Origin of the sequence: Vibrio sp. V39_P1S14PM300, from assembly GCF_009904765.1 — a bacterium.
GTDB lineage: Bacteria > Pseudomonadota > Gammaproteobacteria > Enterobacterales > Vibrionaceae > Vibrio > Vibrio proteolyticus.
On record NZ_WXWP01000007.1, the window covers coordinates 1 to 8,653 of the forward strand.

An 8,653-nucleotide genomic window follows, 5' to 3' on the forward strand; every position below is an offset into this window, starting at 1 on the left:
GTGGTGCCATATGAATAATAGCGAGACCACCCAGTGATGTTTCTCGGTATTTTTTATTCATATCTTTACCGGTTTGATACATAGTCTCAATGACCTTATCTAAAGAAATAAGGCATTTACTGGTTCGTTTGAGTGCCATTCGGGATGCATTGATGGCTTTGACGGCCCCCATGGCGTTTCGTTCTATACACGGTACCTGCACCAATCCGCCGATTGGGTCACAGGTCATCCCCAGTGAGTGCTCCATGGCGATTTCCGCAGCGATGCACATCTGCTCGTTACTGCCGCCACGCAGTGCTGTCAGGCCCGCGGCCGCCATGGAGGAAGACACGCCAACTTCGCCCTGACAACCGACTTCAGCTCCGGAAATCGATGCATTAGTTTTGTACAGGATCCCGATGGCTCCAGCGACGGCCAAAAAATCTTTCAATTGTTTGGTATCAAGTGTTTTGATAAAGCGGTGGTAGTACATTAAAACCGCAGGTATTACGCCCGCGGCTCCATTTGTCGGTGACGTGACCACTTGACCGCCCGCTGCATTTTCTTCGCTGACGGCAAAGGCAAACAGGTTAATCCAGTCCATGATTTCCATCGGGTCATTTTCGATAGCGGCGTTCGCTTCAAGCTTTTTGAGCAGGTTGGGGGCCCGGCGTGTTACGTTCAGTCCTCCTTCCAGAATACCTTCGGTTTCAAAGCCACGTTCCATACAGCGGCTCATGACCCGCCAAATCTGCTCCGCCTTCTGGTCAATGGTATCCATGTCTTGAAATGCCAATTCGTTGCGCAGCACCATTCCGCCGAGGCTCAGCCCGTTTTGTTCAGCCAGATCCAGCATTTCTTCGGCGCTACTGAACGGGTACTCCACGCTGACGCTCTCTTCTTTACTGCCGTGTTCAAGTTCATCGGCGGTGGCGATGAAACCGCCGCCAATCGAGTAATAGGTTTCGAAACCAACCTGATTACCGTGCTGGTCAAATGCTGTAATCGTCATACCGTTTTCATGCAACGGCAGGTTGTCACGATGGAACAGAATGTCACTGTCGTAGTTGAAGGTGATGATTTTGTCGCCGGACAACGCGAGTTTGCCGTCATCAATGGCGGTGCGCATCGCTTCATTGGCACTGGTAATTTTAATGGTGTCCGGACGGTTACCCAGCAGACCGAGAATGACGGCACGATCCGTATGGTGCCCTTTACCAGTCAGAGATAATGAACCGTAAAGATCGACTTGAATACGCTCAACGAGCCGGAGTTGAGGCTCTATCAGGCGGGTAAACTGATAACCTGCGATCATAGGCCCATTGGTGTGAGAACTGGAAGGGCCGACGCCAATTTTGAAAATATCGAATATTGACAGCATATAATTTTTACCTACTACGACAGTGCTAAGGGCAACCACAGCGATACAACAGTACTGAGCATCAGGTGGGTTGTGCGAATAAGTGCTTCTGGTTATTTATAAATTTTAGTTGTTGGTCAGGCTTTTTGCTCTCTGGTGGTCTGACAGACTTCTTATGGTGTGTCATTGACCTTCGCCTGCTTTCCTACAGAGAACATTTAGTCAACTGGCCGTTTATTGAGCAAGGCTAAACCACGTTAGCACAACGACAGAGGTGCAAATACCGACGAAGTTTGAGGTTACTTAAAAAATGCTTGAGCGATCATTGTTTCTGCGGGGGAGGGATGGCTCAGACGAGCTGAGCCATAATGATAAGCCGATGGCTTCAGGCACGAGTGCGTTTTTTCATCCACCAGCCAATCGTCACACTGATAATGCCGATGGCGAGCGTGATCAAAGGGGCCAACATCAGTAGCATCGTCACGGGTTTGGATAACGATTCTGGCAGGAATTTAAGGCTGTATCCCAGCAAGACCAGAATGGCAATCCATAATGCTGAACTGATGGCGGCGAGATGGATAATACGGTAACCGTTTTGTTCCCGTAGCCCCATGACCAGAGGCACTAAGGAACGCACAACCGGCAGAAAGCGTGCCAGAAAGAGTGCCACCAAGCCGTACTTACCCAGCAATCGGTCGGTAGTGGTGAGATGTTGCTCGGGAACGTGTGTGAGCCAGTGTCTTACACGCGGCCAGTATTGCAGTTGACGCCCCTGATAATACGCCAGCAAACTGCCCAGCCAGGCGGCGACCGTCAGCACCGCAATGATGGTGTACAAGTCGATGACGCCGAGTGCGGCAAGGCTGCCACTGAGTATAATGACACTGTCGCAAGGCAGAGGAGCCGCGGGTAGAAAAGCGCTCTCTAACCAGATGATTACCCCGATACACACGTATAAAGAAAGCATGCTAGTTTGCGTCAGCGCGTCGATGTTTTGATGCCACAAGGCATCCACAATATTGATTACAGAATGAAACATAGGCTTACCTGAAATTGAAATGGGAACAAATAGCGAGGTAAAGCGGTTGTCAGGCCTGTAAGTAGCGGTATTGCAGGTGCAGGAATCGATAGCGTTTATGCCAGTGTCGGTCTCGGCATACGACCTGGCGCAACACGACAGAGATCAGAGTCGCGAGCAGTAAAATCACGCAAGCCAGATTGGTCAGATCGCTGAGTAAATCACTGTCGGCTGAGAGCGTATTCTTATCCGGCGCTTTGCCATAGTGGCGTGAATTGGCAGCAGGAAGAATCGCTTGTTGGAGATAAAACGCTTCGTTTAACCAGTGAGAGGAATGGTGTTGTTCGGTCAGTGACTCTGGGGTGAACCTTGCTTCGCCACGCTCATTTTTTAGGTGTGGCAAGGCAGATGTCATCAGCGACATCAACATCACCACCAATAAAAACGGGCCTGCGCGAAACAGTTTACAACGCATCATACTTAACAACTCACTCCGGTCTGGCCCGAGTATGTGGCGGGAATCGAGAAAAAGCAACGCAAAACTCGGTTGGGTTGCCATGCTCTGCAATAATGGGACAAATCGGCCTTTACATTGGAATGGGGATGATAGACCGCTTAGTGATCGTGTTGGGTAAACGCTTGGTCGGCAATCAGTTAACGCCTGAAGGCGAAGCCAGAATCGGCGCGGCGTTTGAAGCGCTGAGTCATTGCGATGTGGATCGTACGGTGTTGGCAATATGCGGCGGCTACAGCGATAGTCAAACACAATCTGAATCGGCGGCGATGAAAATGCGGTTTGAGTCTTTGTGCCTGGAAACAGGATGGGATTTCCCGCCCGCTCAGGTTGTGATCGAGCAGCGCTCAACCAATACGATTGAGAACATGACCTGCATGGCACAAACGCTGCTTTCATCTGGCGTGGTCAATGCCAGTCAAACGATAGCGGTTACCTTGGTGTCTACTGATTACCATCTGAAACGGATTTTGATGGTCGAAAAGCAGATGCCCGAGCAGGGGTTACTGCGTCTTTTGATTAAGCGTTGCGCGCAGCATGGCTTGCATTTGGACATTAGCCCCAGTCAGGCCCAACACGTGTCTGCGCCTTATCCGTATGCAGGCGAGCGCGGGCAGCTATTTGCGCTGGTTGATCAGTTAACACTTTATCGTGTGTTTCTGGAAGGTTATCAGAATCGCTGCTTTCGTGACAATGTCACAAATCGGCATCAGGCCGTATTTTATCAGACGCGTGATACGTTGCAGAGTGTCAGTGATCGCTTGAATGATGCGCAAGCACCAGCACTGGTGAGTGTGGCTGGGCTGCTAGGCGAAATGATGATGCTGACTAAACCGCCGCTCAGACCAGAATCAGTCAGCGATGCGTTGATGGTGTTTGATCATAATCTGACGCTGTTGAATCGCTGGTGTGACCCAGAGCAAGGCCATGTTGGGCGCTGGTGGGGAGCTCGCTGAGGTCAAATCGAAAAAGGACACCCTGATGGTGTCCTTTTCTCATTCTTGCCAGGTGATCGATTACTGAGCGTCTTGCATCGATGTATTGTCGGCTTTTTTCTGATGTTCGCGGTAGTATTCCCACTGTTCAGTGCGGTCATTTTCAGAGAAAACACAGTAGGTGACGCGTTGGTCGTTCTCGGTGACGGTTTCCAGTTTGCCATCTTGTTGAACACAGTACACCGAAGCCGGGTTAGCGATAGAGGTATACTCTTTTACGTCGTATTTATCAGGTTCATTCGAACAACCTGCCAGCAGTGCAGCGGCTGCCCCTAGCCCCACCAATAGATAGGATTTCTTCATTTTGTACTCCAAGGTAACTGAAAGATTGGCCTTGCCAGTATAGACAACCTTATGAAAAACATTGTCTTAAGTGTGTCAAAAACGCCGAAGAGGTCTAAGAATTCGCCGACATATACCAGTGGCACGGCGCCAAAATTCCTTCAGTCGCAATTTCACGACAGCTGTTATGGTGAAAAAAAGTCGCTAACTCCCAGTCTGTACTAAAGTTTTATGAACAGAGACGGAGTGCCGCAATGATCAGGGTCGACCATCAGAAACGTTTTTCTTTTCCGTTGCACATACACATATCGACGCTGTTCGTGGTGTTGATCCTCTGTATGAGCCTGACGCAAATCTGGCTCACTAACCGCAGTATGGAAAGCGTGCTGCTTGAGGCAAATAAAAAAATCTTTTCTCGGATTGCCAGCGAAACACACGGCACACTGAAAGCTCAGTATGATCCTGCCTTGTCCGCCATCAGTGCGTTCCGACAAGGTAACTTAGCCAGTGCCAGCTCTTTTAACCAGCGGATTGAATACGTGTATGAAATTGGCAGCTTGTTACTGGAGTACCCTCACATCACCTCTTACACCGTCAGTTATCCAAATGGTGACTTTTTTGTGGTGAGCCACCTGAGCACACCGCAATACAAAGAGGACATGAAGGCACCAGCACATGCCCGTTTCGTTGCCGCCAGCTCCAGCGTGTATTCCAACCGCTTTGTTATGGCGTTTTATGACACGGATTTTCATGAACTGTACCGGACGACTGAACCCTCCGACAATTTTGATCCCCGCACGCGGGACTGGTTCAAGCAATCTGTAGTTGAGGAAGCGCGCATCTCAGATCCGTATTTCTTCTATCGACTGCAAAAGGTGGGGCTAACCATCCACCGTAAAGCCGCAAATGGCACCGTGTTTGCAGCCGATGTACTGTTGCAGAATCTCTCCGACTCGCTGCGAGAAACCTTGGTAGAAAAGTCTTCGGTCAGGGTGCTGTTTGATGATCACCAACAGGTTTATGCCTTTAGTGACCCGAGCTATTTTGACGTTCAGAACCGCAGTCTCAACAATCGCCGCATTTATCTCAGTGATCTCAACTCCCCGATGATCACCAGCGCGGTACAACAGCAATCTAAAACCAACGCTCTGGGTGAGTTTGAATACAATGGGGAGCAGTGGTTCGGCGCGCTGGCGGATGTGGAGTTTTACCCAGGTAAAACATTACATTTGCTGATGGCGGCAAAATCGGATGAGCTGCTGCACCAGGCACAAGTGATTCGACGCAATACCGTGTATTTGTCGATTGCTCTGATTTTAATTGTGATTCCGTTGGCGTATTTGATTTCGCAGATGATAGCAAAGCCGATTCGCCAGGAAACGAATCGGGCACGCGCGATCGAGCGGCTCGATTTTTCGACAGAAAATGGCATTTACTCGCGCGTTAGAGAGATTTATCAGTTGCGTTCATCCTTACAAAGTATGCAGGCGACACTGCAACGCTTTGTGATGCTGACCAGCCGGATTGCGCATGAAGCGGACACTGACAAACTGCTGCATATGGTGTGTGACGAAGTGAGTGATGCGATCGAAGCCAAAGGCGTCTTTCTGTATCTGCTGGATTCCGAACATCATCTGCTGAAGCCCCGGCATGTTTGGTGGGAGGAGGCAGATCCTCTGGAGCTGAGTGCATTCGAAAAGAAAAACATGCCTACTCAACGCGCCAGTCATTTTGTTCGCGATGTTTTTATTGCCAAGCAACGCACGGTACTGGACGGTAACAAGGTGCGAGGTATGCCGTCGTCGGTGCTTAAATCCGGTGAGCAGGGCGATTACGTCTTTTATCCTTTGCTGGACCGACAACGTCAGGTCATCGGCACTTTTGGGGTATTGTACAAAGGAGAGCAGCGACAGCAGTATTTGGAGCGCTATACCCACTATATCGAAATGTTGATCAGTTATTTATCGGTGACACTTGATACGCGCAAGCTGCTCAAAGATCAGAAGGCGTTACTGGATTCAACCATCAAGTTGATGGCGAGTGCGATGGACACCAAATCCCCATATACTGGCAACCACTGTCAACGTGTCCCGGTGTTAACTGAATGGTTGAGTAAGGCGGCGCATGATTCCGATCGTGAGCCATTCAAAGCATTTTCGATGAGCCCCAACCAATTCGAAGAGTTACACATCGCGGCGTGGTTACACGACTGTGGCAAGATAACCACGCCAGAGCATGTGGTCGACAAAGCCACCAAACTGGAGACCATCTACAACCGGATTCATGAAATACGTACCCGGTTTGAGGTGCTTAAACGCGATGTGGAGCTGGAAGTATGCAGACGATTTCTACCGCCGATACTACCTGATGAAGCGATGCAAGAAATGGAGCAAAGAATGGGTGAACTGGACGAGGAGTTTGCCTTTATCGCGGACCTCAATCAGGGCGAGCAGTTTGTAATGGACGAAGATGTTGAGCGGCTTAAGCGCATCGGACAACGAAAATGGTTGCGGACCATGGATAAGTCACTCGGATTGTCATGGGAAGAGAGCGATAGACTGGCCCAATCCACAGTGACAACCCCAGACTTTGAACACTTGCTGGAAGACAAACCAGAACACCTGATTGCGTGGAAAGGCGATCGGACTCGTGACGCACGCTTTAACCTCCAGCCAACGCAATATCAGGCGAATCAGGGCGAGTTGTATAATTTGTCGGTCAAGCGCGGGACGTTGAATGAAGAAGAGCGCTTTATCATTAATGATCACATTGTACAGACCATTGTGATGTTGGAGTCATTGCCGTTTCCGAGTCACATGCGCCGGATCCCGCAAATCGCGGGTGGGCATCATGAGAAGATGAACGGGCAGGGGTATCCACTGGGGCTGAAAGCGAGCGAGATGCCACTGACTGCACGAGCCATGGCGATCGCCGATATTTTTGAGGCGCTGACCAGTACAGATAGGCCTTATAAAAAAGCCAAGACCTTATCGGAATCGCTGCAAATCATGACGCGCATGGTGGCCGATGAGCACATCGACCCGGATTTATTTCGTCTGTTTATTGAGTCAGGGGTATACATGCAATACGCGCGGGCATTTTTAAAGCCCGAGCAGATTGATCACGTTGATGAAGCTCAGTACTTATCGTACTGAGCGGGGCCGTTGGACTAGACTGGCATAACGCGATTTCGGCCGAGGTGTTTGGCCTCGTACAACTGCTGATCTGCCCGGTCGACCAGAGACAAAGCGCTTTCACCCGCTTCCAACTCAGCGACACCAAACGACGCGGTGATATTGCCGACCGGATCGCCAGTACGTTTATTCTTGATTGACAGCTTTTCAATGGCCCGGCGCAGTGTTTCGGCGAATTGGCGTGTGATTCGCAGTGATTTGTTCGGCACAATCACGGCAAACTCTTCACCGCCATAACGATAGGCGGTAATGCCTTCACGGCAGGAGAGTTGCAAGCGACGAGCGAGACTCTTAATGATGGTATCGCCAAACAAGTGGCCATAGGTATCGTTAAAGCCTTTGAAATGGTCGATATCGAGCAGGATCAGACTCAGATTCTGGTTGGCCGCGCACAGCGTTTCCAGATCTTCATCAAACGCACGGCGGTTGTAAAGGCTGGACAGGCTATCGAATAACGCGTCCTGCTGTACCTCAGCCAATTGCTCTTTGAGGCGACGGATCTCGCCACTGGCCGTGTTGAGCTGGCTGTTAAGAAAACGAGTGGAATGACGAATTTCACGTGATTCGGTCACCAAATCACGTACTAATCCCATCACGTCTTCAATGGACATGTTTCCGTTATGCGCTGCTTCGAGCTGATCAATTTTCTTATCAATCATCGTGGAAAATGCAGACGTATCATCCAACGTGTCCGACATGGTGCTGGAGACTTCGTGCACCAGCACTTCGATATTCGAACGCAGATCCGAAATACTGGTCTCGGCTTTGGTTGCTACATAGTTGTTGTACAGCATTTTGTTGGTTGCTGGCGGGCAAATACCCAGCTTGTCCAATACGTTATCCATTTCCACTGTCAACTGTGGAATCGCATTGTCAACATAGGTATACCAAAGCGCATAATTTGCAGGAGTCGCTGCGACATGATTTTTCATCATCAGCGGCACTGCTTTCCGTAGGTTAGCAGTGGATTTTTTAAACTCGTCGTTGGCCATCTGTCGTTATTGTCAGGCAATCCTTTATTAGAACGCGTAGGTTACCCTAAAAATTGGCTATTTTCTTTAGTATTAGTAGGGTTTTTGAGAGGAATTAGACATTTATTTGATGTCTGATATTCCGGTGACTTTCGATCTCTGACGTTATCATTAATTTGTTGCAGTTAAACATGATCAAAACCAAAAAAAAATGCGTAATCATTAGAAAAAGTTACTCATATTTATCATGGCAAAAACAGGCATTTATTGAATCGCAATTGATTGATTACGATGTGGCCTCAAACTGGGGAAATTGGCAATATCTCGCAGGAGTGGGCGC

Annotated in this window: 7 protein-coding genes; 2 read left to right on the top strand and 5 right to left on the bottom strand. The window is 49.4% G+C overall.

Annotation, left to right across the window (positions count from 1 at the left end; translation table 11 throughout):
• From CAG65_RS00585 to CAG65_RS00595, 3 genes are all read right to left on the bottom strand, one after another.
• Positions 1-1,360: L-serine ammonia-lyase (locus tag CAG65_RS00585; RefSeq protein WP_161451450.1), on the bottom strand; the 1,360-nt coding region annotated here is incomplete at its 3' end.
• Positions 1,361-1,724: 364 nt separating this feature from the next.
• Positions 1,725-2,378 carry a DedA family protein gene (locus CAG65_RS00590; RefSeq protein ID WP_161451452.1) on the bottom strand — a complete coding sequence of 218 codons (654 nt, stop codon included), beginning with the start codon at positions 2,376-2,378 and terminating at the stop codon, positions 1,725-1,727.
• Between the two features lie 49 nt (positions 2,379-2,427).
• Complete coding sequence (locus tag CAG65_RS00595) at positions 2,428-2,835, bottom strand: hypothetical protein (protein WP_161451454.1); 408 nt, start codon at positions 2,833-2,835, stop codon at positions 2,428-2,430.
• 125 nt (positions 2,836-2,960) lie between these two features.
• On the opposite strand from CAG65_RS00595, the gene CAG65_RS00600 reads away from it, so the two are divergent.
• Positions 2,961-3,827, top strand: a complete 867-nt coding sequence (locus CAG65_RS00600; RefSeq protein ID WP_161451456.1) for a YdcF family protein — start codon at positions 2,961-2,963, stop codon at positions 3,825-3,827.
• Positions 3,828-3,887: 60 nt separating this feature from the next.
• On the opposite strand, the gene CAG65_RS00605 is transcribed toward CAG65_RS00600, so the two are convergent.
• Positions 3,888-4,169 carry a putative hemolysin gene (locus tag CAG65_RS00605; protein ID WP_021705065.1) on the bottom strand — a complete coding sequence of 94 codons (282 nt, stop codon included), beginning with the start codon at positions 4,167-4,169 and terminating at the stop codon, positions 3,888-3,890.
• A 233-nt stretch (positions 4,170-4,402) separates the two neighbouring features.
• Here CAG65_RS00605 and CAG65_RS00610 point away from each other — a divergent pair, with 233 nt between their 5' ends.
• Positions 4,403-7,303: an HD domain-containing phosphohydrolase gene (locus tag CAG65_RS00610; protein ID WP_161451458.1), complete on the top strand. Its 2,901-nt coding sequence runs from the start codon at positions 4,403-4,405 to the stop codon at positions 7,301-7,303.
• A 14-nt stretch (positions 7,304-7,317) separates the two neighbouring features.
• Here CAG65_RS00610 and CAG65_RS00615 read toward each other — a convergent pair whose 3' ends face one another.
• Positions 7,318-8,334 carry a GGDEF domain-containing protein gene (locus tag CAG65_RS00615; protein ID WP_021705067.1) on the bottom strand — a complete coding sequence of 339 codons (1,017 nt, stop codon included), beginning with the start codon at positions 8,332-8,334 and terminating at the stop codon, positions 7,318-7,320.
• Positions 8,335-8,653: the final 319 nt, after the last annotated feature.

Excerpts from the sequence above, each read along its gene's own strand:
- CAG65_RS00610 (WP_161451458.1), top strand. The coding sequence starts at position 4,403 with ATGATCAGGGTCGACCATCAGAAACGTTTTTCTTTTCCGTTGCACATA.
- CAG65_RS00605 (WP_021705065.1), bottom strand. The coding sequence starts at position 4,169 with ATGAAGAAATCCTATCTATTGGTGGGGCTAGGGGCAGCCGCTGCACTG.
- CAG65_RS00595 (WP_161451454.1), bottom strand. The coding sequence starts at position 2,835 with ATGATGCGTTGTAAACTGTTTCGCGCAGGCCCGTTTTTATTGGTGGTG.
- CAG65_RS00615 (WP_021705067.1), bottom strand. The coding sequence starts at position 8,334 with ATGGCCAACGACGAGTTTAAAAAATCCACTGCTAACCTACGGAAAGCA.
- CAG65_RS00590 (WP_161451452.1), bottom strand. The coding sequence starts at position 2,378 with ATGTTTCATTCTGTAATCAATATTGTGGATGCCTTGTGGCATCAAAAC.
- CAG65_RS00600 (WP_161451456.1), top strand. The coding sequence starts at position 2,961 with ATGATAGACCGCTTAGTGATCGTGTTGGGTAAACGCTTGGTCGGCAAT.